Below are 24588 nucleotides of genomic sequence, written 5' to 3'. Positions count from 1 at the left end.
TACCGTTCGAGCATCATCACGTGACTATGGGGGGATCATGTCCAATTTGTCGTTTGGCCCTGCGCCGGAACCTGAACAGCCGAAGAAGAAGCAGGCCGGGTTCGGTCGCCACGTCGGGCTGGCTTGCGCTTGCCTTGTGCTGATGGCGTTGTTTCCAACTGAGGCGTTTTTACTGAGTCTGCTCGTTGGAGGAGGCGTGCTGTGGATCCTGCTGGATGTACTTAAGCAGTACAGGAAGGCTTTCGGAGCGCCTGCCGAAGGTTTCGGGATCAGCGCGGAGAACACATACCGCACGGGCATGGGTGCCCCGCCCCTGCCAGCCACCGGCCTAAAGCACTATGCCGACGAAGTATACCTAGCCAATGCTCAGATGCTCGCGGACTTGCAGCGAATTGGGGCTCTGGACACCATGGGCCGAGAACGCCACAACGCCCAGCTGTCCCAGGCCATCTCGACTGCCGAAAAGGAGTTAGCGGCGGTAAACGCGGAGCTTGTAGCGGTCCGGGACGAGGTGCTCGATGTGCGCCAGGTTGCTGACCGGCACAACTTGGGGTTCTACGACTATGAGCACCCGGCTGAGACTTCCGTTAAGCTTGCTGACGAACTGGCTGCGGTGCGCAGCCGCATTAAAGAGAAACTGCGGGAGAAGACTGCGGTCACCACGGTATCCGGGTTCATGTTTAACAACTCGACTAGGGAAGGGAACAAGTTCGTCCGGGACCTGTCAGCCCTATTGCTGCGAGCCTACAACGCCGAAGCAGAGAACTGCGTGAAGACTGTCAAGGCTGGCAATCTTGCTACGGCCCAGGCTCGGTTGGAAAAGGCGCGCGAGCAGATCGCCAAGCGCGGCACCATGATCGGACTTCAGGTCACCAACGCTTACCACCGTTTGCGCGAGGAGGAACTCCGCCTCGCTGCTAACCACCTGCAGGCCTTGGCGATTCAGAAACAGATCGAAGCGGAGGCCCGCGCCGAAGCCCGTGAAGCAGCCAAGGCGCAGCGCGAATGGGAGGCATTGAAGGCCAAGCAGAAGAAGGAAGTCGATCACTATGCCACCGTGCTGGCCCAACTCCAGGCCTCGGGCGACGTCGAAGGCGTCCAGCGAGTCCAGGAACAGCTAGAGGAAGCTGAGGCCAAGCTGGCCGACGCCGAGGACAACGCCCTGAACACTCGCGCCGGGTATGTATACGTCATCTCAAACCTCGGAGCCTTTGGCCAAGGCGTGGTAAAGATCGGTATGACCCGCAGGCTCAACCCGATGGAGCGGGTCCGCGAACTGGGAGACGCCTCAGTCCCGTTCCTGTTCGATGTGCATGCCCTTTTCTTCTCGAAGGACGCTGTGGGTGTTGAAAACATGCTTCACCAGCACTTCGCCGGCCAGCGTGTAAATCTGGTGAATCTGCGACGCGAGTACTTTTACGCCAGCCCGGCCCAGGTGCGCGAGGCCCTCGTGGAGCACCACGTCGAACTCGTGGAGTATCAGGAAGAGGCACCCGCGGAGGAGTTCACAGTCTCCAGAGAATTGCGCGACGCCGGACAGTTCGCCGGCGCCCGCTAGCAGTGGAATCTGGCTAGATAAAGACTGCCGTCCCAACGACGCCCGTCGCTGGCTGGCTCCTCAGAACTAACGAATGGGCCGCAGGACCTTTCCGGCCTCACGACAGCAGAGCCGTTCGGGAGTTGGAAGTCGGCTTGCACGCTGCAGGGGTGTACGTCCCCTGCAGCGCTCAGGCCGCCTGGTTTTGAGCGTAGTTCTCGCTCGTCGTAGCCCGTGAGTTCAATCAAGCGATGGGTGGTCTACTGGGGGACGCCACAAACATTGGTTCCATCTATGGATGCTTTTCAGGGGAAGAAAGTGGTAGCTCGGACGCCATTCAGGTGATACGGGCGGGGTTGTTTTAGTTGGATAAACCATGCAACTCACAACATCCCAGTCATCGAAACTCATATTTCGTTCCAAGGTCTCTTGAGTGATTGAATCAAGTATTGGCTCGGCGATCTCACAGGCTAGATCCACCTCTTCGTCGACGAGATACCACCGCTGCGCTCCGTTTGGATACGCAACGAGGACCACCACCGAGCGTTCCAAGCTAGGGGCTGACGTGCCGTAGCGGATCCGGTCTACCTCATTTTTCCAGAGTGTGAACAGCGAGGTTGCATGCGCGGGGAAGATCTCGTTTCCACTCGCAAACTTGCTCCACGCCTTGGCCCGATTTCGCCGGGCAATACCATCTTCATTCAGATAGGTGCGCACCGTCTGTGAGTAGCGCACGAAGTTTCGCCCCTCTAGGAGTCGGTCCCCCACGTACCCCTCTAGTGCTTGAACTGAGGCGAATGCAGCTTGCACCTCTTCTTCGGAGGGCGATGCGCCGAGGTGGGCCACTCTGTTCCTGAGATCAGCCACGTTTCTTTGCCAGCGTCCCAAGGGGCCGTTGCCGTTCCTGTCCCAGTCGCCACGCAGCCTGTGGGCGATGGACGAGAGCAGTTCTTTAGAGATATTGTCCCTAGAGCCGAACAGCTCAGCCACTTCATGCAGCGGCTTGTCTTCCTCCCAGAAGAGCATTAACACCAGCTCGGTCAGGAGAGCTTCCGCTGCGATGCCACAGAAGAGGCTCGCAGCAGCATAGTTGCAACTCAGGCGGGAGATGTGTGCCTCTTGTCGCATCTCGACAAAGGTCCTGAAGATGTCGGCTGGTCCGTGGGTAGATCTGCCCAACAGACGATTTAGTCTTTCGTGCGAAACTTCGACCACGGCAGCGGCTGCAGCATCAGGGCCACCCTCGTGGACCAGCATCATTGTCGTGCTGGGAGTTGAGGATCCGTCTGCGCTGCGTCTGAGGACAGGTATGAGTTGCGGAAGGGATTGTCTGGTCAGCCGCCGAAGCCATACCTGGGTCTCCAAGTGGTAGTGAAGTTGGAACTCTCGGACGTGCTCGATGGCTTCATCGAGGGCCTGGCTGAGCGGGTCGTCAGCCGTAGGGTCCAGGGCTACGATCACTTCCGCAACCGTTAGGTGGGCTGACTCTTCCAGCGGCTCGTCAGTCTTGACGAAGGGGGTTCCCCTGAATCGAGCTTCTTCTTCGGCCATAATGTCGAAGGCGGCCTGCAAAGGGATCAGCTTGCGTTGTACTTTTATTTGGTGAAAAAGAATGTAGTGGCGCGAGGCATGCTGGGTGGAGCCATTAGAGTCTAAAAGGAAGCAGGGTCTGTCATCGGCGAACGAATTATGGACGTAAGAAACCGGATATTGGAAGAGATGCGGCGTCTTCAGGGGGGGCTGGAAGTGGCAGGTAAAAATGCGCGATTCCCGGATTTCCCAGAACAGATAATGAGAAGGCTGACGCGGATTCCATTGATCGTTTCAGATCGTGTACCCAGGATTTCGCCTCGGCTCTCGATTTTTTTGCCTTGCGACCGCTTGTCACCCTATAACCAGTCTTTCTTCCCTAGGCAATGCGACGGAACTCTGCGTTTGTCCACTACATGTCATTACACTAGCTAGGTTCGTTGCGAACATCGTTAGGGCCAGCTCTCCGCGCATCTCTTAGGTAACGTTGTAGTTCGCGGGTTGCACGGCGGGGCATCGGTAAGGTCATGCGGGAGGGGGGGGCGGCCGACGCTGTCATCGGACAGCGGCATGACTGCGCCGTTCGGCAGGAACATGTTAGCTGCCCAGCCCGCCGAGACCTACCCCTAAACGCCATGTAAGGCTTGCACGCCACTAGTTCGGGCTCGAATACATCACCACAAGCACACACACCACCGAAAACCCAGCCTGCGCCAGCAGCAACACTCCGGGCACATAGCCCAGGAAGAGCCCGAGCAGGAGCGGAACCAGCGCCAGAAGCGTTGTGTCGAAACCGCGGAGCATCGACCCGGCCTGGGCACGGGGCACCGGGCCGAACGGGGTTTCGATAGGAGGAGCTGTCCAGTCGGGCTGGACCCGGTAGGCACCCCGCACCGCCGACGCACCAAACCCCACACCAGCCAGCGCACCCAGAGCGATCAGCGACGGATCGCCCGCGTCTAGCAGCACCAGCAACGCACACAACACTGCCGTCCACAGAGCCAGGGCGGCGGCAGGCAGCGCCATCCGGCTTAATTTCACGACGGACACCGACAATGGCAGCAGCAGATCCAGCCCCGGCATGATCGCCGTCCTCCGGGCCACCACACCCAGCGCCGGAACCGCCACAAACACCGCAGCAGCAATCATCCCCAGCTGCACCAGCGGCGGCTGCGCACCGCCGGCCAGCAGCAGGGCCACACACAGCAGAAGCACCAGCACCGGCCGCACCCACAAGCCGCGCGTCCGCAGGAACGCCGCTGTATCAGCGCGCAGCAGGGCACCAAACGGGGTCCGTCCGCCGCGCGCATACCAGCGGGCCGCATGGGTGGAGGCAACGCCGTCGGGCTCCGCCGACAGCGCGCGGCCCACCTCATTGAGATCCATCAGGAACACCGCGGCACCGGCATGTCCGGACACCGCCCCGCCGCGGATCAGCTCGCGGCCCGGGATCCGATTCAGCCGGGAGAACACGAGCAGGCCCGAGGGGTACGTGACGCTCAGGACCGATAGGGCCAGCGCCCAGGACCCCGCCGCGACCCGCACTGTGACCAGACTCAGGAGCGCCAGCACCAGCAGGCCGAGGAGCAGGCCGCGGCGCCGCCCAGCCGTCGACCGCGGAGCCGGTCGGGTCTGCTGCCACGCCGCCAGCAGCACGGCGCAAACCGCAGCCATCCCGAACGTTCCGGCGGTCAGGAGCTGCCCCGCCATGCCGGCCTGAAGATCCAGAACAAACCCGAACGGCAGATACAGCACGGTGGCGCCCGCCCACACCAGCGCCAGCCGGCGAGCCAGGCGTCCGGTCACCATGGGGCGCCGGTCCAGCGGCAGGCTCAGCCACCAGTACCCCTCGGGGCCGCTGACCGAGGCCGGGCCGAACTTCCGGGCCACGCTCATCACCGTCACCAGGGCCGCGAACACCAGCACGGCCGCGGCCGTGCCGTCGGGCAGGGCGAACGACGGCGGCGCCACCAGGGTGCGTCCGGAACCGGCGTCCCAGGCCTGCGCCACCTGATCGCGCAGGGCCAGGACGAGTCCCACGGCCAGCGCCCCGATGGTTCCAAGCGCCAGCACGGCGGTGTACACGTCGACGAACGCATCCCGGAACCGGGTCCGGCCGCGGGAAAAGGCCCGCGAGGCCTGCCGGGTGTAGCGGACCGGGTCGAAGGAAGGAGGGGCCTGGACGGTTTCGGTGGTCATCGGTCAGCGTCCGGCGATTTCCGCGGCGGCGCGCTCGGGCGCGATCTCCCGGACGTCGTCGTCAATCAGCAGGCACCGCTGCGCAGTGGCCAGCAGCAGCGCCGGATCGTGCGTGACCAGTAGGACCGTCCCGCCGTCGGCGGCATAGGCCTGGAGACGTTCGCCGACGCGTTCGCGCATGGCGGGGTCCAGACGCTGTTCCGGCTCGTCCAGGATCAGCAGCGACGACGGCCGGATCAGGGCAGACGCCAGCAGCAGCCGGCGGCGCTGGCCGGAGGAGACGGAGGCGGGAACGGCGTCGGCCCGCTCCTGCAGGGCGAAGAACTCCAGTTCGGCGTCGACGGCAGCGTCCGGATCCGGGACCGAGTGGCCGCGGGCGACCAGCTGCAGGTGCTCGCGCAGGGAGAGGGAAGGGAAGAACGCATCCTCGTCGAACAGGGCGGCGACCGAGCGGCGGAACGGGATGGCGTCCTCGTTGACCGGCAGCCCGTGGACCCGCACCTCGCCGTCAAGCATCTGCTGCTTCCCGGCGATGGTGCGGGCGGCGGTGGACTTCCCGGCACCGTTGAAGCCGACGATGCCGAGGATCTCGCCTGCCTCGGCGCGTGCCGTGATCGGCCCGCACACCGGCAGGCCGCCGTAGCCTACGGACAGGTTGCAAATGTCGAGCACGGCCCCCGGGAAAGTCATGGGACTAATCTAATCGGGGCCTGGGATCGTTGCGGGCCGCAACGTTCCCTGGCGGGAGGTGGGCCGCATCCACCGGCAGAGGCCAGCGCCCCGTAGCCCGGTGAAAATCAATGGCCTGCATCATGGGCGCCACATTAAAAGCATTGACGTTCAGGCTGTATTTGACGCCATTGGCGAATCTGACCCACAGAAACGGCTGTCCTTTCAGCCGCTGCATCCGGTAATCAACAATGTCGCTGTAGGGGAGCACCTGCTCCGGCCCAAAGATCTTCCGGAAGGCCAGCTCATATGGGCGCGGCGCCACATAGACCTTCCGGTAGATCCACAGGAATGCTAATCCGCCAAGGAAGATGGCCACGGAACTGATGACGATCCCAATGTCCGGGTTTTCAATGGACAGGGCCGCCAGACCCATCAGGAGCCCGACGGCGATGAAGAGCCATCCGACTCCCGGCACCACTTTGGGCGGGCGGATCCGTTCCGGATGGTCCTTGGCGCGGTTGGGGTGTTTGCGTGCCCACCAGGAAATAAGGGCGATAGCTAAGGTGACGCCGGCCGTTATTGCGATTTGCAGCATTGTTCCTGTTGACACAAATTCCCCCATGGCCCTTTCCCGCAGTCTGTTCCCGCTGATCCGAAATCTACCGCAGGGAGCCGGTCCCGGTCCGCCCGCAGGCCGGCGGGTGAACTTTCCGGGACGGGTTGACTTGCCCGGCCGGCAAACGCTGAATGGGACGTACCGGAGCAAACCCAAGCGAGGCAGTCATGGCAGGGAAATTCGAGGTCTATCAGGACAAAGCCGGCGGATTCAGGTTCCGCCTCAAGGCAGGCAACGGAGAGGTCATCGCGTCCTCCGAAAGCTATAAGTCGAAGGCATCGGCGCTCAAGTGAGTGGAGTCCGTCCGCTCCAACGCCAACTCAAGGATCACCGACCTGACCTGACGGCCCGACGCCGCCACCCAGGTGCCGTGATGGGTAGTTCCCGCGTCCTGGCCCTCGTCGTCGCGCACCCCGACGACGACGCGTACGGGCTCGCCGGAACCGTGGCCCTGCACGAGGACGATCCCGGCTTCCGGTTTGTCCTGGTCCACGCGACCGACGGCGGCGCCGGCCTGATCGATCCGGCTTATCCGCCGGTCAGCGAGGACCTCGGCAGCATCCGCCGCCGGGAAATGGACGCCGCGTGGACCGCGCACGGCCGGCCGCCGGACCGGCACGAATGGCTTGATTACGCCGACGGCGCCGTGGACCGGGTTCCGTTTGCCGAGCTGGTGGAGCGCATCGGCGGAATCCTGGACCAGGAACGGCCCGACGTCGTTGCCACCTTTGGTCCGGAAGGACTCACCGCGCATCCGGACCACATTGCGGTGGGAGCCGCTACCGACGCCGCGTTTACCCGGCTGCGTGCCGAAGGCGGTCCGGGCCTGCAGCGGCTGCTGCACGGCTGCGTCCGCCGCTCCACCTGGGAGCGCTGGAACAGCGGGCGGATTCGGCGCGGGCTGAAGCCGTGGGAAGCGGGACGCCTGTATGACGTGTGCCCCGTGCCGGACGAGGAGATTGGCATCGAGGTTGATGTCAGCGCCGTGGCGGACCGGATAGTGGCGGGCCTGATGCAGCACCGGACGCAGCGCCACGTGATCTCGCCGGGGGTGCCACCGGACGCGGAGGAGGACGTCCGCTGGAACCGGATGGTCGGCGCCGAACCGCTGGTGCAGGCCTGGCCGCCCAGGCTCCCCGGCGCGCCAGTGCTCGGTGATGTCTTTGAAGGGTTGGGCTGACCGGGCCCGGCACGAACCGCCGCCAGACCGATGCGCAGGAGCAGGTCAGCCCTTCGGCGCCCCAGGGCCGGTAGGCCAGCGCAGCAGTGCGGCAGCGTCCACGCCGTGGGGGAGGACGCCGTCGGGCACCAGCAGCAGACTGGCGTCGGTCAGGGCAGCGGCACGCACCAGCGCCGCCGGGGCCGGAACCTGGCCCAGGACCTCAGCACCGAGGGACTGTTCCGGAGCGGTGGCGACCCACGGTTCGGCCCCCAGGGCCAGGGCATGATGGTCGGCCAGCGCATTGTCATTCAGAATCAGAAGCTCCACCTGGGCCTGCTGGAGGGCGTTCACCACTGCGCCGAAGCCGGTGACAGATTCCGGGTTGGCCTGCCCCTGCTGCTGAGCCAGGCGATCCATAATCTGCTCCTGCTCCTCAGCCCACAGCAGTGCAATGCGTTCCTGGACTTTGTCCTCGAAACTCCTGCGGCCCGCCCCGGCTACAGGCATGTGGGAATCGATCATGCTGACCAGTGGCTTGTGGGCTTCGGAGAGCTGGTCCTGTACCAGTCCCCGCGCCCGGACGTCACCGGCAAGCACGATCAGTTTGGCCCCGCTGCTGTCCACGATCCGGTCGATCTGCTCCGCGACCTGGTCCGCATTGCGCCGCCAGATCTGCTCGGTCTGCCGCTGGAACTTGTCCTGTGACCAGCCTCCGGCGGGGAGCTTGGTGATGTCCTCTTTGTCCCCCTCCACATCCTCGACGGTGGAGACTTCGCGGCCGACGAAAAGCAGGCGGATCTCGGCGTCCTCGCGGGAGACTTCCGCGACGATGTACGGCAGTTCCTCAGGACGGTGTTTGAGCAGCGGCAGGAGATCGGGAACCGGGTCCACCGAGATGCGCTCCGGCAGCACCAGTTCTCCGGGCAGGAGTTCGTTCAACGCCACCGTGCCCTGCTGGACGAGGAGGTAGCGGGAGACCGGAGAGGGAACTCCTTCGGCGGGAAGCACTGCAGTCTCCGCGGCTTCCTGGTCCTCCGGCGGTGCGCCCTGTTTGGCCAGCGCCCTCCTGACATCCTCCGGGCGGACCTCGGCTGCTTCCAGGCTGTCCACGTTCCCGGCGGAGGCATCTATGTAGGCGACGCACCAGGGCCCCTTGCGCCGGTAAAGCTCAGCAAATTCGTGGAGTTTCCGGGTCATGACGATCTCCTTCCGCAAGGCCTGCGGCCTCACAGCGAATCAATCCGTGCCCCACGTTAGCACCGGCGTCGGCGGCATTTATAGGTCCGGGGCAGCTGTTGCCCGCCCTGCCGCGGACTCTCTCAGAGCGTGGTCGGCTGGTGCTCTCCTCCGAACAGCGAGCTAGCCGCCGTGCACCGGCCGGGCGTTCGCCGGCGGCTCGCCGACCTCCTCAACGGTGTGCCCGGTGCACGCCATCGCAGTGACGCTCGCCCGTTCGATGCCGGCAACGGTGAACCACCGGATTCCGTTCCGCAGCCTGCACCATCCCACCAGGAACCACCGGCCGCTGGTGGAGGCGAAGAGGATGGGCTCGACGTCGCGGGTTGTCACCGCGCCGTCCTTGGCCGTGTAGCGGATGCGGACCACCCGCTGGTCTGCCATTGCTTCCTCCAACGCGGACCGGACCGCGCGGGAGGACGCGGGCGGGGCATTGACCCACACGCGGGATGCCAGCTCATCGGCCCGGGCGCGGGTACGAGGGTCCAGCACGTCCAGTATTTTGCGGACGCCGGCTGCCGCCAGGTCCGCATAGGGAGCGTCCGACGCCGCCGAAACAGCCGCCATCAGCGCCACCGCCTGGGACGGGGACAGGGTGACCGGGGGCAGGGACCCGCTGCTCGCCAGTCCATAGCCGCCGCCGGGGCCGGGGCGGGACCAGATGGGTGCGCCGCTGTTTCCCAAGGCGTCGAGGTCCCGCTTGACGGTGCGGACGGAGACGCCGAATTCGCGGGCCAGTTTCTCGGCCGAGCAGCCCCGGCTGCCGCTGCGCCGCAGCATCTCGGACAGGGCTACAAGCCGCTCGGTGCGCTTCATGCGGCTGCTCGAAAATTCATGACATAAATAGTGACATACACCTGCCCAGCGGAGGTGTGAAGGTAGGAACATGAACACTACGAAGAGCCCCGTCATCCTGATCGCCGGCCACTGGCTGGGCGCCTGGGCCTGGGACGAAGTCCTGAAAGACCTGGCCGCAGCGAACGTCCCGGCGACCGCAATGACCCTGCCGGGCCTCGACCCGGAAGACCCCAGCCGCACGGCACGGACCCTCGATGAGCAGGCAGCGGCAATTGCCGACGTCGTCACCCGCCACGGCAGGCCGGTTACCCTGGTCGCGCACAGCGGCGCGAACTTCCCCGTCAGCCTGGTCCTGGACCGGCACCCTGAGCTGATCCGCCGGATGGTGTGGGTGGACTCCGGTCCTGTGGGCCCGGGCAGCGTCTTCGCGCCGGGCTTCCCCGAGGACGGGGCCGAGCTGCCGCTGCCGGACTTCGAGTCGCTGGGGCAGCAGGCGAGTCTGGAGGGCCTGAGCGAGGAGGCCCTCGACCGTTTCCGGACCCGCGCGGTCCCGGAGCCCGGACCCGTGCTGCGCCAGCCGCTCGAACTGTCCAACGATGCGCGCCGTCAGGTTCCCACAACGCTCGTGTGCTGCTCCATTCCCGGCGGGCAGATGATGGAGCTGGCCCGGTCGGGACACCCCATGTTTGCCGAAACCGCGGAGCTCATGGACATGAAGGTTCTGGACCTGCCCACCGGGCACTGGCCGATGTGGAGCCGCCCGGGGGACCTGGCGGAGGTTCTTGCTGCTGCGGCCGGCTGACGGGGGAGGCATGAGGAGTCCGGCTCGGTCCTTAACGATGGGGCGACCCTAGATTCCTGTTGCTGCTAAGACCGACGGTCTTAGGGCCACCGTTTCTTCAGTGCCAGCTCATGACGCAAGGCAGGAGAGCTCTGTTGGCGCATCTCTGGACCTTCTACAGATCATCGCGTCTGTCCGTTAGGAACGGCCCCACTGCGAAGTCTTCGAGGAAACAGGAGAGGGCTAGAACATCAGTCCGGCGGACATGAGCGCGGGTCGCCGATAACGCCGAGTCGGGAGCTTTGAATTACGTCTACCCTTGGTGGTCTGGCCGTTCAGGAGTATTGGCAGCCGGGGGAGCCAGAAGAGCGAATCCCTGAAGGAGGCCTAACGCCGTGATGATACTGAGGATTGTCCCGCCGATGACCCCTATCAAGGAGTGGTTTCCGGGACCCCAGAAACCGAATACTAGCCAAGTTAAGATCGGAATAAACAGGACGAGAAGCAATCCACCGCAACCGTAGGCGCTATCTGGAGTTTGGTGGACGACACCGGGCGATGGGGTGGTGGCAGAGGCGGCCGGGCGGTAGATGACCGACATTTGTCCACGGTCAAAATATGAAATTGAGATCTCGGATGCAAAGATTAGCTGCCCGGGGCGGGGTCTTAGCTCGCCTTCGACATCCCAGAGCTCCACCCGGTCCGTCTCATGCAGACGCTCCAATCGAAGAAGAGTCCGTTTATCCCCGGACACGGAGTCGTGAACGGTGTAGGCAGTGTATCCACTTCCACCGCTCCATGATGCGCGCCCTGTTGGCTGGGGCTCTTCACTGGCGCCCTTCACCGGGGTGGTAAGGCCGGATAGGTCGATGCAGGGGTGTTTCGGCCAAGGCGGCCCAATCTCGTCGAAGTAGACCTTGCTGCCAGCTTCATTTCGGTAGAAGTAGACTGGCGCACCGCAGACCGGGCAGCTGGCGTTCGGCTCGGCCCACCGTGCGGGTCTCGAACGAGGAGCGGAGACGGAAGAATTGTTGGATTGAATTCCTTGTTTTGGTGGAGTGTAAAAATACTTCTTCCCGCCGCCCCTTGTTACGTCGTGAGCGGACACCCACACCTGCTGGCCATTCGGGCCGCGCCTGTAGTGCCCGCGGCGGTGATAAGTCGACATTAAATTATTCCCCCATGATTCCCGTCCGTTAATGCTAACCCCCTAAGTTCTTAGATTTGCGTTACCCAACACGAGCGGGCCGGCACCCGGGCTAACCCCGGATGCCGGCCCGCCGCCGTCGTAGTTCCGCTGAACCTAAACCTTCACCTTGGCCGCGAACTGGCGTCCCGGCGCGGTGCGGGCGTGCGTCCCGTAGATCATCAGGCCCACGAATGTCAGGCCGCCCACCAGGTTGCCGAGCACCGTGGGGATCTCGTTCCAGATCAGGTAGTCCATCAGCGTGAATTCGCCGCCGAGCATCAGGCCCACCGGGAACAGGAACATGTTCACCACCGAGTGCTCAAAGCCCATGTAGAAGAAGAGCATGATCGGCATCCACATGGCGATCACCTTGCCGGATACGCTGTCGGACATCATGGCGCCCACGACGCCGGTGGACACCATCCAGTTGCACAGCACGCCGCGCACAAACAGGGTGAGCATGCCGGCTGCACCGTGGTCCGCATAGCCCACCGTCCGTCCCTCGCCAATGTGCCCGATCGCCTGGCCCACCTCGCTCACCGCGGAGGAGAAACCGTAGGTCCAGACAATCGCCATCAGCAGGGCCGTGGTCAGCGCACCGGCGAAGTTGCCGAGGAACACCAGCCCCCAGTTCCGCAGCATGGATTTCCAGGTCACGCCGGGCCGCCGGTCCAGCCAGGCCAGCGGCACCAGGGTGAAGACGCCGGTCAGCAGGTCAAAGCCCATCAGGTACAGCATGCAGAAGCCGATGGGGAACAGCACCGCGCCGAGCAGCGGTGAGCCGGTCTGCGTGCTGACCGTGACGGCGAACGCCGCGGCCAGGGCCAGGATGGCGCCGGCCATGTAGCTGCGGATCAGCGTGTCCCGGGTGGAGAGCATCACCTTGGAGTGTCCGGCGTCGATCATCCGGACCGCGAAGTCCTTGGGAATCACATAGCTCACGGCCGGCCCCTTACCACTGGTACTTCAGGAATTTGCCGTCGATGATCACGCGCACGCGGTCACCGTCCGGATCCTCGCGGCGGGTCAGCTCCACGTTGCAGTTGATGGCACTCATGATGCCGTCGCCGAACTCCTCGTGGATGGCTTCCTTCAGTGCCGGGCCGTAGACCGCCAGCAGTTCGTAGAAGCGGTAGATCGTGGGGTCATCCTTCAGCGAATCCCCGGCAATCCGGTACGGCTGCTCCTGCAGCGCGAGCACGGTCTCCTCATCGAGGTCCAGCAGCTCACCAGCCTTTTCCGCCAGCTCCGCGGGTACCGGGTGCGAACCCAGCAGCGCGGCGATGGTCCACAGCAGCGGCCGGTCCAGCTTCTCGGCGAGCTCCGCCCAGGATGAATCCGACCGGGCGACGGCGGTGCGCACCTTGAGTGTTGCCTGGTCCCGGGTGGTGTTCCAGTTCGTCATTTCTGCCTCCTCGTGAATGGTCTGCAGGCACTTGCCCTGAGGCCAACGTAGAAGCGTCCGGAACCGGCCCGTCAGGCTTTTTGCGCAGCCCGCGGCGCAATTCGCGCAGCGAACCATGGGTTTTACGCAGGTGAAACACCGCCGCAACCTTTGCTGCCGCTGGGCTCCGTACGGTGAAACCGAACTGAAACGCTGCGTCCAGGAGAGGTGAGGGCATGGATCTGCTGGCCGAGGTGGTGCGCGAGGCACCCGTTCCGCTGTGGCTTATCGATTCACAGGGGCTGGTGGCCCTGGCCAACCTCGAAGCGATCCGGTTCCTGGGCTACCGCAAAGAGAACGACGTCGTTGGCGGGCCCAGCCACGAACTGCTGCACCGCAGCCGCCCGGACGGAACGCCGTATCCGGAGCACGAATGTCCGATTGTCGGTTCCGCCGGTTCCGCACCCGCCACCGAATGCTTCGTCACCCGGGCCGGGGATGCCCGCCCGGTCCGCTGGTCCACGCGCAGCATTTCAGACGGGCACGCCACCCTGCTGAGTTTCAGTCCCGAGCCGCGTGCCGAAGCGCAGATTGTCCGGGAACTGCGGAGCCGCGGGCCGGGACCGCGCACGTCCCCGGCACAGGCCCGCGCCGAACTGCGCGAGTCGCTGTGCCGCACCATCAGCAGCAGGTTCACTGACCCGCAGTTCACGACGGCGGAGCTCGCCGCCTCAGCGCATCTCTCGGTCCGCTCGGTGCAGGCGCTCTTCGCCGAGGCCGGAACCTCTCCGGCGGCCGAAATCCGCCGGGTGCGGCTGGAGCATGCCCGGGCTCTGCTCGGGCGGGGCCACGCGGTGCAGACAGCGTGCTTTGCCTCCGGGTTCCTGGACCCCGGCACGTTTGCCCGCGCGTTCCGCCAGCGGTTCGGCTGCGCGCCCAGCCAGGTGCCGGCGTCGTTGGCTCCGGTGTAGGCCGGGGCGCGCCCCGGTGGGTGTCGCAACATTGCGAACCTGCACCGACCCCTTATTGCTATTGAGACTCATTCTCACATAAGCTCTCGGCATGTTCACTTCGAAATCATCCGTCGCTCTGTCCACAGCTATTGCCGCAGCGCTCCTGCTATCGGCCTGTTCAACTACTCCTCCACCGGGGTCCACGGCCAGCGAGAACGCCGGTTCCGGATCCGCGGATGGATTTACCGGGGCTGAAGGCCAAACCGAAGTCTCTGCCCTGGCACCACGGGCCGTGCTGACCTACGACGGCGGGGTTCTCACCCTGGACACAGAGTCCGGCGAGGTCCTGGACACCACCGAGATGGACGGCTTCCTCCGGGTCAACAACGCCGGAGACGGCCGCCACGTCATGGTGAGCGGAGGAACGGGCTTCAGCCTCTTCGACACCGGCCTGGTGGTTCAGGGACACGGCGACCACAACCACTACTTCGTGAGCGATCCCCGCCTCACTGAGCAGACCATGGAGGCCCCGGAACCGGGTCACGTGGTGATTCACGACGGCAAGACGGCACTGTTCTCCGACGGCACCGGAGCCATAACCGTTGTGGACTCCCACGACATCCACGACGGAGAGATCAGCGACGATGAGATCGAGAAGTTCTCCACCGAGACGGCCCACCACGGAGTGGCCGTGCCCCTGAGCAGCGGAGACCTGCTCCTCACCCAGGGCACCGCCGACGCGCGCAACACCGTGCAGGTGCTCTCCCCATCGGGAGACCTCGTTGCCGAAACCACGGACTGCCCCGGAGTCCACGGGGAAGCGGCCGCCAAGCCCACGGCCACCGGCGACGTCGTAGCGCTGGGCTGCGAAAACGGTCCAGTCATCTACCGTGACGGAGCGTTCCACAAGGTAGCCGTCGAAGAGGACTACCAGCGCTCCGGCAACCTTTTCGGCCACGATGACTCAACCGTCATCCTCGGGGATTACAAAACCGACCCGGATGCTGAGAAAGAGCGCCCCACCCGCATCGGCCTTTTCAATACCCTGACCGACTCGGTCACCACCGTGGATCTCGGATCCGCGTACTGGTTCCGTTCCCTCGCCCGCGGTGCCGACGGCGAAGCCCTGGTTCTGACCTACGACGGGCAGCTGAACATCCTGGACGCGGACACCGGCGCCGTCATCCACGAGATTGACGTCGTGGAGCCCTGGGAAGAACCGGAGGAATGGCAGCAGCCCGGTCCCGTGGTCAAGGTTGGCGCCGACGGCTTCGCCTACGTGACTGATGCCGCGGCGAAAAAACTGCACGTCATCGACGTCGAAGCGGGTGCCGTCCTGGACAGCTTCGACCTGCCCGAGACACCTCTGGAGCTTGCCGTCGTGACCGGTGACCCGGAGACCGCTGCCCGCGATGAGGAGGACCACGCTGGGCATGACCACGCCGGGCATGATCACGCCGAAAGCTAAGACCGAAAGCCGCATCGCGGGCCGGGCAGCAGGCTGACCATCACCGCGTCCGGACCTGTTCCCGGCGGCCCCGGACATACCGGGACCGCCGGGAACACTACCGACCACTGTTAGGAATTCGATGACGTCCCGTCTGCGTCGTTCACTCATCTTGCCCGTCACGTTGTCGGCAATGCTCCTGTCCGGATGCACTGCCATCGGCAACGGAGCAGCTGCCGACGGCAGTGCATCCCTGGATGCCCTTGCGTCCTTCTATCCGCTGCAGTTCGTGGTGCAGGCGGTGGGAGGGGACGCCGTCGACGTCAGCTCGCTGACACCACCGGGTGCGGAACCCCACAACCTTGAACTTTCCCCGGCGATGGTCAGCGACCTGGCTGCCGCTTCCCTCGTTGTGTATGCCTCCGGTTTCCAGCCGGCAGTCGACGCGGCGGTGCAGCAGACCGGTCCCGAGCACGCACTCGACGTCGCCGGGACGGCTGACCTGCAGGCAAGTGACGGAACCAGCCTCAGCGCCGGATCGGCGCACAGCGCTGCCGATCCGCACTTCTGGCTTGATCCCCTCCGCTTGGCGGCCGTGACCGAGCAGGTGCGGGCCACGCTGAGCGACATCGATCCGGAACACGCTTCGGCGTACACCGAAAACGCCGAAGAACTCATACAGGACCTGGAGTTACTAGACGAGCAGTACACCGCCGGGCTGGCCGCGTGCCAGCGACGGACCATCGTTGTATCCCACGAAGCGTACGGATACCTGGCCAGCCGCTACGGCCTTGAGCAGGCCGGGATTGCCGGGATTGATCCCGAAGCGGAACCTGCGCCTGCCAGGGTGGCCAAGATCCAGCGGGTGATCGAGGGCAGCGACGTGACGACGATCTTCACCGAGTCTCTCGTGAATCCGAAAGTGGCCGAGACCATCGCAGCAGACCTGGGGATCCGGACCGCCGTCCTGGACCCACTCGAATCCCTTGCCGACCCCGGTACCGACTACCTCTCAGTGATGCGCAGCAACCTCTCCGCCCTTCAGGAGGCTCTCGGTTGTGAGTAGCCATTCCGCTGTTCCCTCCGTTGTCCGTGCTGAGGACGTTCGAGTCGACCTCGGAACAGGACCGGTCCTTCGCGGGATAGACCTGCAGGTACCGCGCGGACAGGCCCTGGCCCTGCTGGGGGCCAATGGCTCGGGCAAAACCACGCTGGTCAAGGCTCTCATCGGGCTTACACCGCTGGCTTCCGGGAGGGTGGAACTGTTTGGAACGGACGTCAGCGCACGCCGGTCCGTTCCCTGGCCACGCATCGGGTACGTCCCGCAGCGTGTCAGCTCCAGCCCCTCCATGTCTGCAACCGCCGAAGAGGTGGTTGCATCCGGCCTGCTCACCAACCGGCGCCTCCGCCCGGAGCCCGGCAGCCGCAGGCAGGTCCGGGACGCCCTGGCGGAAATGGGACTCGCCGAGCGGGCAAGGGACAGCGTGCACCTTTTCTCGGGCGGACAGCAGCAGCGCGTCCTCATTGCCCGGGCACTCATCCGCCAGCCGGACCTGCTCGTCATCGATGAACCGCTCTCCGGCATCGACCAAGCCTCCAAGACGGCCCTTGCCGCCAGCCTGCAGCGGCTGCACCGCGCCGGAACCACCATCATCGTGGTCCTGCACGAGCTGGCCGAGCTGCGCCCGCTGATTGGACGAGCCGTCACCCTTGCCCAGGGACAGATAGTCCAGGACGGGCCTCCTCCCGTACACCAGCCGGCTGAACCGGGCCATCACCACCCGGATGCGCTGCCGGGAACCGTATTCAACGGGTACCCGGTACACGGACCGGGCGTACGGCGGTGACTGTGGGGACAGAATTCTGGGACACCCTTGGGGCCATGATCGTCAGCCCGCTGATGCAGCGGGCACTGGTCATTGCCGTCCTTGTCGGAACCGCGGCGCCGGTGATCGGAACCTACCTGGTCCAGAGGCGGCTGGCCCTCCTGGGCGACGGCATTGGTCACGTGGCACTTACCGGCGTGGCTATGGGCTGGCTCGCCGGCGCCGCAGCGGGCAGTGCCAACGTGGAGGCGTGGGCGGTTCCGGGGGCGGTCCTGGCCTCGGTGGCCGGGGCACTGCTCATTGAATACGTCCGCAGCAGGGGCACGAGCAGTGCGGACGTAGCCCTTGCCCTGCTTTTCTACGGGGGGATTGCCGGCGGCGTGCTTCTGATCGGTGCCGCCGGCGGGACCTCAGCCAACCTCACGGGGTATCTTTTCGGTTCCATCTCCACGGTTGACGGGCTGGATGTGTGGCTGACCGCCGGGCTTGCCGCTTTGATTCTCGGAGTGGGGCTGGGCCTGCGGCCCGCTCTTTTTGCACTCTGCCATGACGAGGAATTCGCGCGGGCCAGCGGCCTGCCCGTCCGCGTACTGAACATCCTGGTGGCGGTGACTGCCGCCCTGACGGTGGCCATTTCGATGCGGGTGGTGGGGGTGCTCCTGGTTTCCGCGCTGATGATTGTTCCGGTCGCCGTGGCTCAACTGCTTACTGTTTCATTCCGGCGAACCATGGGGCTGGCGATGGGTCTGGGCGGAACCGTCTGTGTGACCGGGCTTTCCGTCACCTACTTCCATTCCTTTTCGCCGGGGGCGGTCATCACCATGTTGTCCGTGAGCCTCTATGGCCTCCTGGCAGCCATTCGCCCGCTTATCCGAACGGTTCAGTTCCGCGTGCAGCGCGGCGCAGCGGCGGAGGCCCAGGTGTGATTGGGTGTCCCGATGGACAACTATGTAACCCAAAGCACCTTCTGGTTCACGCTGGCCGTGATCAACGCGGGCCTGGCCGAACAGAAGAACCGCTCACGCTGGGTCTGGTTCCTCGTTTCCATCCTGCTCGGTCCGGTTGCCACGCTGCTGATAGTCATCTGGCGGGCACCGGAGCCGGCGCCGCCGTCCATGACCCACCGCGGCGGCTGGCAGGAGCCTGCGCCGGAGCCGCGGTAGCCCGCCTTCCCTGGGTCTGCTGCCCGGCCTACTGCGGCGGAGGTGGAGGCTGCACCGGCGGAGGCTGCACGGGAGGTGGCTGGACCGGCGGCGGGGGCTGTCCGCCGTCGTACCCGGTTGTACCCGCCGGACCCGTGCCCGGGCTGCCGGCTGCGCGCAGTTCGCGGCGCCACGGACGCTTCTCGTAAAGAGCCAGCAGCTGTGCGCCCAGGCCGAAGAACACCATGGCGAACCAGACCAGGACGTTCAGCCACGGGATCTGCAGCGCCACAATGAGAATCACCCCGCCGACGAGCGCCATGATCACAGGATGCCGGCGGTCGCGGAAGATCAGCCGGCCAATGTAGTAGGCGCCGAAGACGAACGTGGCGAGCATCAGCGTGAGCCAGACCAGCAGGGCAGTCAGGGCCAGCGGCGCTCCTATGACGGTGAACAACAGCAGGAGCAGCACCAGCGGAACAACAATGAACGCCACGAAGCCCACAAGCAGCGCTTTCCAGGGCCGGGGGATCAGCTGGTCCGTCACCCGGTGCAGCAGGCGGGGGAGGAGCCAGCCCGCCGCGGCGGTGATCAGGCTGAGGGCAACCAGCGCGTAGAGCAGGCCGAGCAGCCATCCTGCGAATTTTTCACCGGCAGTCGGTTCCTCATTGGGCTGGGGAACAATCTGCTCAGTGGTGCCGCTGACCGCGCCGTCGGCAATGTCCGCTTCGTTTGAAGAGTTGTAGGTGACGTTGCCGCCCACTGTCCCGTCGATCGTGAGGTCACCGACGCCCACCGCGACGTCTCTGCCAACCTCGCCGGCGATGTCGATGTCCCCCGCGGCACCCACCAGGTCATCGCCGAAGGAGCCGGTGTCCGTGACGTCGACGGTCGAGGCGAAAATGGTGCCGCTGCGGGACACTTCCCCGCTGATCGTCACATCCTGCCCGGCCAGGCGCACGTTGCCGTCCACGTTTCCGGTGATGTTGATGTTCTGGCCCGCGGCGATGACATCGCCCGTGACATTGCCGGAAATGGTGATCCGCTGGCCGGACGCGTACACGTCCCCGGACACGTCGTCGCTCACATTGACGTTCAGCCCGCTGTAGAACTGGGGACCCGAACCGTCATTGTCCCCGTAGGGTGCAGCCGTCAGTGACTTGGGGGCCGAGGCAAAGGCGCCGGTGCCGGTCAGGAGCAGCAGGAGCAGGGCGGCCAGCACTGCGGGAAGAACCCGCCTCTGGGATGAAGGAGGTCTCATTGCGTTGCCTTTCAGGTATCTGCAGACGAACACAGCGGTTCTGATCCTGGCAGCGGTGGCAGGCATCACGGCACAGAGGCCATGGGCCCATGGTCACGCCGGCGGAGGGCGCTGTAAAGACGGCGCCGCAAATAGTTCCCGGGTCTGTCGCCCGCTGTGGGCTTGGATACCAGGGGGAATGCCCGTGCGCCGGGCTGTGTTAGCGATGGCATGACCCCTCTTCAGGCCACGAATGACCAGTCCTCCACACCTGCCGCCCCGGAGTCACTGCACATAGCCGTGATCGGCGCGGGCAAGGCGGGCACCGCCATCGCCCGCTCGCTGCTTGAATCCGGCTACCGGGTGTCACTCAGTGCTTCCGGGAACCCCGCCCGGCTGGAACTGATGATCGACTTCGTCACCCCCGGCGCCGAACCGAAGTGGACCCACGACGCCGTTGCTGACGCTGACATCGTGGTCCTGGCCCTGCCCCTGCACCGGCTGAAGACCATCGATCCCGCCCTGCTGGCCGGCCGCGTGGTCATCGACACCATGAACTACTGGCCGCCGGTGGACGGCGAGATCCCCGCCTTCGCGGCCGGGGACCGCCCGTCCTCCGAAGTGGTGCAGGAAATGTTCCCCGGTGCCGCCGTCGTGAAGACCTTTAGCCACACCGGCTACCACCACCTGGAACCGGACCGCCGCCCCGCAGGCCATCCGGAACGCCGGGGCCTGGCCGTGGCCGGAGAGGATTCCGCCGCCGTCGCCCTGGTTTCCGACCTCGTGGACCGCATCGGCTATGACCCGGTTCCGGTGGATTCCCTGGCCGGGACCGCCTTCCTGCAGCCCGGCGGCCCCGCGTTCGGTGCCCGGCTCACTGCAGCGGAACTGCGCGAACTCGCGGGAGCAACCGCGCCCGTGGCCTGAGGCCCGGCTGCGGATACCGGGAATTTCCGTGCACCGGCCGTTGCTTGCACACACCACAACCACCACTGAAGGGACGTGCTCATGGCGACACTGGGAATCATCGGAAGCGGAAACATCGGATCGGCCGTGGCCCGGCTGGCCGTCGCGGCGGACATGAACGTGGTCGTCGCGAACTCCCGCGGCCCGGAATCCCTGCAGGAGCTGGTGGCGGAGCTGGGCCCGCTGGCCAGGGCCGGAACGGTGGAAGAGGCAGCGAACCTGGGCGACGCCGTCGTGCTTTCAATCCCGCTCAAGGCCGTGAAGGACCTGCCCGAGGGCCTGCTGGCCGGCAAGCTGGTGCTGGATACCAGCAACTACTATCCTTCCCGGGACGGACGCATCGAGGAACTTGTCACCAGCACGGTCACCAGCAGCGAGATGGTGCGGGGTCAGCTCGGCACCGCGGAGTACGTGAAGGTCTTCAACAACATTACGGCCGCGCACATCCCCGCGCTCGCCCGGCCTGAAGGCGCCGCAGACCGTTCCGCCCTGCCCATCGCGGGCGACGACGCCGCCGCCAAGGCCGAAGCGGAAGCCATCCTCAGCGCAATCGGTTTCGACGCGGTGGACGCCGGGACGCTCGCCGAAAGCTGGCGGTTCGAACCCGAAACCCCGGCCTACGGACGGGTCTACTTCTCCGACCCCACCGTGTCCGACGACCAGCTCATGGACACGCCTCCCGGCCCGACTCCGGCGGACCAGGTCCAGTCAGCGCTCGACGCCGCCACCCGGGTGAACGTGGCAGAGCGCCGGTTCTAGGTCCCGCGCCGGACCTGCAGCGGATGGACGTTCGGGATTACGGCACGTCCGGAAGGTTTCCGGTCTTCAGCGGGAAGTAACCGCCTGGCAGTCCAGAGGGGTCCTGCCGGTCCCCGGGTTCAAGGGGAGTCTGGCTGCCGGCGGCACCCGGTCCTAGCGTTGTGCCCAGACCACAGGACTGAGCCAGGAGAGACCAGTTATGACAACCATCGGCATTCTCGGCGCCGGGCAGGCCGGCAGTACCATCGCCCGCGCTGCCCTCGCCGCCGGCTATGACATCGTCATCGCGAATTCGCAGAACCCCCAGGCGCTGCAGGGACTTGTTCGTTCCCTGGGCCGCGGTGCACGCTCCGCCTGGGCAGCCGAGGCCGCCGCCGCCGGGGACTTCGTGGTCCTGGCCTTCCCATACCGGCCGGATGATCAGCTGCCGGCCGCGGAACTCGCCGGGAAGATCGTGCTGGACACCAACAATTACATGATCTGGCGGGACGGCAACTATCCGGAGATCGATTCCGGACTCAGGACTGTCCACGAGCTTCGCCAGGAACAGCTGCCCGCCTCGAAGATCGCCAAAACCTTCTCCCACATCCAGCACCACGCCCGTTCCCCGATCCGGGTTCCGAGCGATAACCTGCCGGGCCTGTTCCGCCTGGCCCGTCCCGCCGGTGCGCCGGACCGCAAGGCGCTCAGCGTTTCCAGTAACTACCCGGACGCCGTCGAACTGGTAACCCGCCTCTACGACCAGCTGGGTTTCGACACCGTGGACAACAGCCCGCTGAACGAATCCTGGCGCTCCGCACCCGGATCCCCGGCGTGGAACAACTCCATCGACGGGCAAACCCGCGGTCAGCTCATCCGCAACCTGGAGCGGGCGCCGCAGGAAAGGGTCCGCGGGTAGCCCCGGTCAGGCCGGCTCGGCCAGCTCCAGCAGCCGGGAACGGGCACCGATCAGCTCCGGCTCGGTGAGGTACGGAGTGCCAATGGCGCCAGCCGGGCGGAGCTAGCGGGATGTGATCTTGGCGGCTGCCGGAATATCCGCCCCGGGGCATTGGGTTGTCGCTGGGTGTACGAACGTCGGGACAATCCCTGCCCTGATGCGGTCGAGAGAAAGTACCTGCCCCAGTGAACCTGTTTACCCCGCTGTCCGTCGGCGCCATGGAACTGCCCAACCGGCTGGTGATGGCACCGCTGACCCGCATGCGCGCCGACTTGAACGGCGTCCCCACCGACATCATGGTGGACTACTACCGCCAGCGCGCCTCCCTGGGCCTGATTGTCAGCGAAGGCATCTATCCCTCCTTCACCGGACAGGGCAACACCCGCATGCCCGGCCTGGTCACCGACGAACACGTTGCCGGCTGGAAGCGCGTCACCGACGCCGTGCATGAAGCCGGCGGCCGGATCGTCGCCCAGCTGATGCACTCCGGCCGGGTGGCCCATGAAAACGTCAACGGCGGCCGCCAGCCCGTGGCTCCCAGCGCCATCGCACTCTCCGGCGAAGCGCACACCTATGACGGCAAGCAGCCCTACCCGGTGCCGCACGCGCTGACCGAGGCTGAACTGCCCGGCGTCGCCCAGGAATTCGCGTCCGCCGCGGCGAACGCCATGAAGGCAGGGTTCGACGGCGTTGAGCTGCACGGTGCCAACGGTTACCTGCTGCAGGAATTCCTCTCGCCGGTCTCCAACACCCGCACCGACTCCTACGGCGGCTCCCCGGAAAACCGGGCCCGCTTTGTCCTCGAGGCCTTCCACGCCGTCGTCGAGGCCGTCGGTGCCGAGCACACCGGCATCCGCATCTCGCCGGAACACAACATCCAGGACGTGCTGGAAACCGACCGCGAAGACGTCCTTGCTACCTACACGGCCCTGGTGGACGGCATCGCGCCGCTGAAGCCCGCCTACCTGAGCATCCTGCACAAGGACCCGTCCGATGACCTGGTCCAGGAACTGCGCCGCCGCTTCGCCGGGCCCGTCCTGCTGAACACGGGTTTCGGCGTGGAAACCACGCGCGAGTCCGCGCTCGCCCTGCTGGACGAGGACCTGGCGGACGCCGTCGTCGTCGGCCGTCCCGCGCTCGCCAATCCTGACCTGGCACGCCGCTGGCAGGAAGGTGCCGAGCTGAACGCGCCGGACTACGCCACGTTCTACACGGACGGCGCCGCCGGTTACACCGATTACCCGGAGCTGGCTCCGGTCTCCTAGCCAGCCCGTTCCCAACCGCCGAGAGGCCAGTTACGGCTCATTTGAGGTCCCAAACGAACCGTGACTGGCCTCTCGATGCAACGGTTTTTCTCCTCGGGGAGGGCCGGGGGATTAGCGGCTGTGGTCGGCCGGATCTATCTTGAGTTTCTGTGCCAGCCCCGAGAGCAGGATATCCAGCCCCGCGTCCAGCTCCGCCGCGCCGTCGTACTCTGCCAGGACCGGTGCCAGCTCCCGCAGCCGGGGGAATTCCCGCGGTGGAAGGCGGTAAAGCGCCAGCCGGAGCAGGGGTTCCTCTTCCTCCGGATTCACCACGGTTTCCTGCAGCTCATTGAGGATGTGCCCGTACAGGAATCCGTAGTACGCACGGTAGACGTGCAGTGCATCCGGCGGCGTGAACCCGGTTCGGATCAACAGGGTAAGGATCAGCTCCAGCGGGCGCAGCATTCCCAGCGGCCTCATCCCCAGCGGAGTGGACAGCGGCCGGGTGACCAGCAGCGGCACGGCGTTAGGGTGCTGGAGCGCCAGCCGCCGGACGGCATGAGCTGTCCGGCGCAGCTGCTCCTGCCAGTCCGAAGTATCCGCATCAATCACAAGTTCGTCCAGCACCAGTTCGGTGACGCCGTCCAGCAGTTCCGCGCGGCTGGCTGCGTAGCGGTACAGGGCCATGGGATCACACTGCAGTTCCTGGCCCAGGCGGCGCATGCTCAGCGCTTCCAGCCCACCAGTGTCCACCAGCCGCAGGGCCGTGGTGAGCACCAGGTCCCGGTTCAGCCTCGGCTTGGCGGAGTCGGGTTCGGGTGGCCTTCGCGGCGGCGGCGCCATGGGTCTGTTTCCGTTCCTTCGTAGGGAAATCGCTCGTCAGAACTCTGTCCGTAAGGTTGCTTACCGGGCAGTCTACAGCTAGCGTCTACGGTGTAGAACCGATCATGGCTTCCAGTCCCCAGCTACT

The 24588-nt window shown here is 65.4% G+C and carries 24 protein-coding genes; 14 read left to right on the top strand and 10 right to left on the bottom strand.

What is annotated here, in order from left to right; translation table 11 throughout:
- The first annotated feature begins 37 nt into the window (after positions 1-37).
- Complete coding sequence (locus GD628_RS04995) at positions 38-1558, top strand: SNIPE associated domain-containing protein (protein WP_193313196.1); 1521 nt, start codon at positions 38-40, stop codon at positions 1556-1558.
- A 219-nt stretch (positions 1559-1777) separates the two neighbouring features.
- Here the strand turns inward: GD628_RS04995 and GD628_RS04990 are convergent, their stop codons facing one another.
- The 4 genes from GD628_RS04990 to GD628_RS16455 all read right to left on the bottom strand — a co-directional run bounded on the left by GD628_RS04990 (position 1778) and on the right by GD628_RS16455 (position 6533).
- Entirely contained in the window at positions 1778-3109 is a 1332-nt protein-coding gene (locus tag GD628_RS04990; protein WP_193313195.1) for a hypothetical protein, read from the bottom strand.
- Between the two features lie 612 nt (positions 3110-3721).
- Positions 3722-5266 carry a DUF6297 family protein gene (locus GD628_RS04985; protein WP_152273990.1) on the bottom strand — a complete coding sequence of 515 codons (1545 nt, stop codon included), beginning with the start codon at positions 5264-5266 and terminating at the stop codon, positions 3722-3724.
- A gap of 3 nt (positions 5267-5269) precedes the next feature.
- Positions 5270-5956 (bottom strand): ABC transporter ATP-binding protein, encoded by a 687-nt coding sequence (locus tag GD628_RS04980; protein WP_152273989.1) that lies wholly within the window; start codon positions 5954-5956, stop codon positions 5270-5272.
- A gap of 4 nt (positions 5957-5960) precedes the next feature.
- Positions 5961-6533, bottom strand: coding sequence for a hypothetical protein (locus tag GD628_RS16455; protein WP_193313194.1), 573 nt, complete (start codon positions 6531-6533; stop codon positions 5961-5963).
- 188 nt (positions 6534-6721) lie between these two features.
- Between GD628_RS16455 and GD628_RS04970 the strand changes: the two genes are divergently transcribed.
- A complete protein-coding gene (locus GD628_RS04970) occupies positions 6722-6847 on the top strand; it encodes a YegP family protein (protein ID WP_152273988.1) in 126 nt (41 codons plus the stop codon).
- Between the two features lie 80 nt (positions 6848-6927).
- Positions 6928-7734 (top strand): PIG-L deacetylase family protein, encoded by an 807-nt coding sequence (locus GD628_RS04965; RefSeq protein WP_152273987.1) that lies wholly within the window; start codon positions 6928-6930, stop codon positions 7732-7734.
- Positions 7735-7779: 45 nt separating this feature from the next.
- On the opposite strand, the gene GD628_RS04960 is transcribed toward GD628_RS04965, so the two are convergent.
- Together GD628_RS04960 and GD628_RS04955 are read right to left on the bottom strand one after the other, a co-directional pair.
- A complete protein-coding gene (locus GD628_RS04960) occupies positions 7780-8913 on the bottom strand; it encodes a baeRF2 domain-containing protein (RefSeq protein ID WP_152273986.1) in 1134 nt (377 codons plus the stop codon).
- Between the two features lie 162 nt (positions 8914-9075).
- Positions 9076-9768: a helix-turn-helix transcriptional regulator gene (locus GD628_RS04955; RefSeq protein ID WP_152273985.1), complete on the bottom strand. Its 693-nt coding sequence runs from the start codon at positions 9766-9768 to the stop codon at positions 9076-9078.
- A gap of 70 nt (positions 9769-9838) precedes the next feature.
- Between GD628_RS04955 and GD628_RS04950 the strand changes: the two genes are divergently transcribed.
- Positions 9839-10552 carry an alpha/beta fold hydrolase gene (locus tag GD628_RS04950; protein WP_152273984.1) on the top strand — a complete coding sequence of 238 codons (714 nt, stop codon included), beginning with the start codon at positions 9839-9841 and terminating at the stop codon, positions 10550-10552.
- 1282 nt (positions 10553-11834) lie between these two features.
- Here the strand turns inward: GD628_RS04950 and GD628_RS04945 are convergent.
- Both GD628_RS04945 and cynS read right to left on the bottom strand, forming a co-directional pair.
- On the bottom strand, positions 11835-12662 hold the full coding sequence (locus tag GD628_RS04945) for a formate/nitrite transporter family protein (protein ID WP_091601174.1): 828 nt from the start codon (positions 12660-12662) through the stop codon (positions 11835-11837).
- A 10-nt stretch (positions 12663-12672) separates the two neighbouring features.
- Entirely contained in the window at positions 12673-13125 is a 453-nt protein-coding gene (cynS, locus tag GD628_RS04940; protein ID WP_091601176.1) for a cyanase, read from the bottom strand.
- 215 nt (positions 13126-13340) lie between these two features.
- Between cynS and GD628_RS04935 the strand changes: the two genes are divergently transcribed.
- The 6 genes from GD628_RS04935 (at position 13341) to GD628_RS04910 (ending at position 18493) form a co-directional block, all read left to right on the top strand.
- Positions 13341-14075 carry a helix-turn-helix transcriptional regulator gene (locus GD628_RS04935; protein WP_152273983.1) on the top strand — a complete coding sequence of 245 codons (735 nt, stop codon included), beginning with the start codon at positions 13341-13343 and terminating at the stop codon, positions 14073-14075.
- 91 nt (positions 14076-14166) lie between these two features.
- A complete protein-coding gene (locus tag GD628_RS04930; RefSeq protein ID WP_152273982.1) occupies positions 14167-15525 on the top strand; it encodes a hypothetical protein in 1359 nt (452 codons plus the stop codon).
- A 121-nt stretch (positions 15526-15646) separates the two neighbouring features.
- A complete protein-coding gene (locus GD628_RS04925) occupies positions 15647-16570 on the top strand; it encodes a metal ABC transporter substrate-binding protein (protein WP_152273981.1) in 924 nt (307 codons plus the stop codon).
- Positions 16563-17351: a metal ABC transporter ATP-binding protein gene (locus GD628_RS04920; protein WP_152273980.1), complete on the top strand. Its 789-nt coding sequence runs from the start codon at positions 16563-16565 to the stop codon at positions 17349-17351. The genes GD628_RS04925 and GD628_RS04920 overlap by 8 nt, the downstream gene beginning before the upstream one ends.
- A 35-nt stretch (positions 17352-17386) precedes the next feature.
- Positions 17387-18256 (top strand): metal ABC transporter permease, encoded by an 870-nt coding sequence (locus tag GD628_RS04915; RefSeq protein ID WP_152274231.1) that lies wholly within the window; start codon positions 17387-17389, stop codon positions 18254-18256.
- Between the two features lie 12 nt (positions 18257-18268).
- Entirely contained in the window at positions 18269-18493 is a 225-nt protein-coding gene (locus GD628_RS04910; RefSeq protein WP_152273979.1) for a hypothetical protein, read from the top strand.
- A gap of 28 nt (positions 18494-18521) precedes the next feature.
- Here the strand turns inward: GD628_RS04910 and GD628_RS04905 are convergent, their stop codons facing one another.
- Positions 18522-19733 (bottom strand): DUF8173 domain-containing protein, encoded by a 1212-nt coding sequence (locus GD628_RS04905; protein WP_152273978.1) that lies wholly within the window; start codon positions 19731-19733, stop codon positions 18522-18524.
- Between the two features lie 210 nt (positions 19734-19943).
- Here GD628_RS04905 and GD628_RS04900 point away from each other — a divergent pair, with 210 nt between their 5' ends.
- The 4 genes from GD628_RS04900 (at position 19944) to GD628_RS04885 (ending at position 23639) form a co-directional block, all read left to right on the top strand.
- Positions 19944-20639 carry an NADPH-dependent F420 reductase gene (locus GD628_RS04900; protein ID WP_152273977.1) on the top strand — a complete coding sequence of 232 codons (696 nt, stop codon included), beginning with the start codon at positions 19944-19946 and terminating at the stop codon, positions 20637-20639.
- Between the two features lie 81 nt (positions 20640-20720).
- The gene (locus tag GD628_RS04895) at positions 20721-21437 is read left to right on the top strand and encodes an NADPH-dependent F420 reductase (protein WP_152273976.1); all 717 of its coding nucleotides are present in this window, start codon (positions 20721-20723) and stop codon (positions 21435-21437) included.
- Positions 21438-21636: 199 nt separating this feature from the next.
- Entirely contained in the window at positions 21637-22335 is a 699-nt protein-coding gene (locus GD628_RS04890) for an NADPH-dependent F420 reductase (RefSeq protein ID WP_152273975.1), read from the top strand.
- 224 nt (positions 22336-22559) lie between these two features.
- The gene (locus GD628_RS04885) at positions 22560-23639 is read left to right on the top strand and encodes an alkene reductase (protein WP_091601193.1); all 1080 of its coding nucleotides are present in this window, start codon (positions 22560-22562) and stop codon (positions 23637-23639) included.
- 111 nt (positions 23640-23750) lie between these two features.
- Here GD628_RS04885 and GD628_RS04880 read toward each other — a convergent pair whose 3' ends face one another.
- Positions 23751-24461: a TetR/AcrR family transcriptional regulator C-terminal domain-containing protein gene (locus GD628_RS04880; RefSeq protein WP_091601195.1), complete on the bottom strand. Its 711-nt coding sequence runs from the start codon at positions 24459-24461 to the stop codon at positions 23751-23753.
- Between the last annotated feature and the right edge of the window lie 127 nt (positions 24462-24588).

Source organism: Arthrobacter koreensis (genome assembly GCF_009193255.1).
GTDB classification, from domain to species: domain Bacteria; phylum Actinomycetota; class Actinomycetes; order Actinomycetales; family Micrococcaceae; genus Arthrobacter_B; species Arthrobacter_B koreensis.
This window is presented reverse-complemented; position numbering and strand designations above follow the sequence as displayed.

What these genes read in the sequence shown, in the direction of transcription:
- GD628_RS04965 (WP_152273987.1), top strand. Translation starts at nt 6,928, where the DNA reads ATGGGTAGTTCCCGCGTCCTGGCCCTCGTCGTCGCGCACCCCGACGAC.
- GD628_RS04895 (WP_152273976.1), top strand. Translation starts at nt 20,721, where the DNA reads ATGGCGACACTGGGAATCATCGGAAGCGGAAACATCGGATCGGCCGTG.
- GD628_RS16455 (WP_193313194.1), bottom strand. Translation starts at nt 6,533, where the DNA reads ATGCTGCAAATCGCAATAACGGCCGGCGTCACCTTAGCTATCGCCCTT.
- GD628_RS04905 (WP_152273978.1), bottom strand. Translation starts at nt 19,733, where the DNA reads ATGAGACCTCCTTCATCCCAGAGGCGGGTTCTTCCCGCAGTGCTGGCC.
- GD628_RS04985 (WP_152273990.1), bottom strand. Translation starts at nt 5,266, where the DNA reads ATGACCACCGAAACCGTCCAGGCCCCTCCTTCCTTCGACCCGGTCCGC.
- GD628_RS04925 (WP_152273981.1), top strand. Translation starts at nt 15,647, where the DNA reads ATGACGTCCCGTCTGCGTCGTTCACTCATCTTGCCCGTCACGTTGTCG.
- GD628_RS04910 (WP_152273979.1), top strand. Translation starts at nt 18,269, where the DNA reads ATGGACAACTATGTAACCCAAAGCACCTTCTGGTTCACGCTGGCCGTG.
- GD628_RS04935 (WP_152273983.1), top strand. Translation starts at nt 13,341, where the DNA reads ATGGATCTGCTGGCCGAGGTGGTGCGCGAGGCACCCGTTCCGCTGTGG.
- GD628_RS04995 (WP_193313196.1), top strand. Translation starts at nt 38, where the DNA reads ATGTCCAATTTGTCGTTTGGCCCTGCGCCGGAACCTGAACAGCCGAAG.
- cynS (WP_091601176.1), bottom strand. Translation starts at nt 13,125, where the DNA reads ATGACGAACTGGAACACCACCCGGGACCAGGCAACACTCAAGGTGCGC.
- GD628_RS04900 (WP_152273977.1), top strand. Translation starts at nt 19,944, where the DNA reads ATGACCCCTCTTCAGGCCACGAATGACCAGTCCTCCACACCTGCCGCC.
- GD628_RS04950 (WP_152273984.1), top strand. Translation starts at nt 9,839, where the DNA reads ATGAACACTACGAAGAGCCCCGTCATCCTGATCGCCGGCCACTGGCTG.
- GD628_RS04960 (WP_152273986.1), bottom strand. Translation starts at nt 8,913, where the DNA reads ATGACCCGGAAACTCCACGAATTTGCTGAGCTTTACCGGCGCAAGGGG.
- GD628_RS04980 (WP_152273989.1), bottom strand. Translation starts at nt 5,956, where the DNA reads ATGACTTTCCCGGGGGCCGTGCTCGACATTTGCAACCTGTCCGTAGGC.
- GD628_RS04915 (WP_152274231.1), top strand. Translation starts at nt 17,387, where the DNA reads ATGATCGTCAGCCCGCTGATGCAGCGGGCACTGGTCATTGCCGTCCTT.
- GD628_RS04890 (WP_152273975.1), top strand. Translation starts at nt 21,637, where the DNA reads ATGACAACCATCGGCATTCTCGGCGCCGGGCAGGCCGGCAGTACCATC.
- GD628_RS04930 (WP_152273982.1), top strand. Translation starts at nt 14,167, where the DNA reads ATGTTCACTTCGAAATCATCCGTCGCTCTGTCCACAGCTATTGCCGCA.
- GD628_RS04955 (WP_152273985.1), bottom strand. Translation starts at nt 9,768, where the DNA reads ATGAAGCGCACCGAGCGGCTTGTAGCCCTGTCCGAGATGCTGCGGCGC.
- GD628_RS04970 (WP_152273988.1), top strand. Translation starts at nt 6,722, where the DNA reads ATGGCAGGGAAATTCGAGGTCTATCAGGACAAAGCCGGCGGATTCAGG.
- GD628_RS04880 (WP_091601195.1), bottom strand. Translation starts at nt 24,461, where the DNA reads ATGGCGCCGCCGCCGCGAAGGCCACCCGAACCCGACTCCGCCAAGCCG.